This is a genomic window from Streptomyces sp. AC627_RSS907, assembly GCF_019049165.1.
In genome coordinates this window covers 1-630 of sequence record NZ_JAGMUE010000490.1, presented here as the reverse complement: position 1 = coordinate 630, position 630 = coordinate 1, and the positions used below count along the sequence as shown (strand labels likewise).

Below are 630 nucleotides of genomic sequence, written 5' to 3'. Positions count from 1 at the left end.
GTCGGGCGTCGGGCGAGCCTCAAGAAACCGTATGTCCAGGCTTGGATACTTCTCCTCTAATGCGATTGCCAAGGCAAGGTTGGCAGGGCCGAAGCCAACACCGAGAACGTCGTGCACACGCGCAGGAAAAGACATGACAATTCTCCTCTTACTCGCATTGAGTTCAAGCCTAACGCTGAGGGCGTCGCGAATTGAGAACAAGCCCTGCAGGTGAGTCAAACCGTATGCAGCTTTGGCGCGACATGCAGACAGGTTGCAGCGCAACCTGTCGGTACTTTCCTGGGCAGCCCAAAGGCTTCTCCGGGCTGTACTGAAGGGGGCGCTGTAGCGGATCTCGGGCCGGCGTCAGATGCCTTCGAAAACCCGTAGAGAGGGGCGGGTTCGAGAGGCGTGTCGATGCCGGATTTGACCGAGAATCAAGAGTTCCGCTTATCCACTCTGGCGGCAGCGAAGCTCCGCAGTCAAAGGGATTCACTGGTAACCGATAGCGACGATCACAGGCTGACGCCCGTCAGAAGGCGGCCGACGGGACCTTCATTGTTGGGCGCTGGAATTACTGTACCCCAAGGTCGCTAGCAACTGACGCTAAGTCCTTGTTTTTTGCGCATGGGTTGTAGCATGATCAACCAC

Annotated in this window: 1 protein-coding gene; it reads right to left on the bottom strand. The window is 57.1% G+C overall.

Annotated elements, in window-relative coordinates; translation table 11 throughout:
* On the bottom strand, positions 1 to 135 hold a 135-nt coding region (locus KUM32_RS36640; protein WP_217146203.1), incomplete at its 3' end, for a SidA/IucD/PvdA family monooxygenase.
* Positions 136 to 630 lie beyond the last annotated feature (495 nt).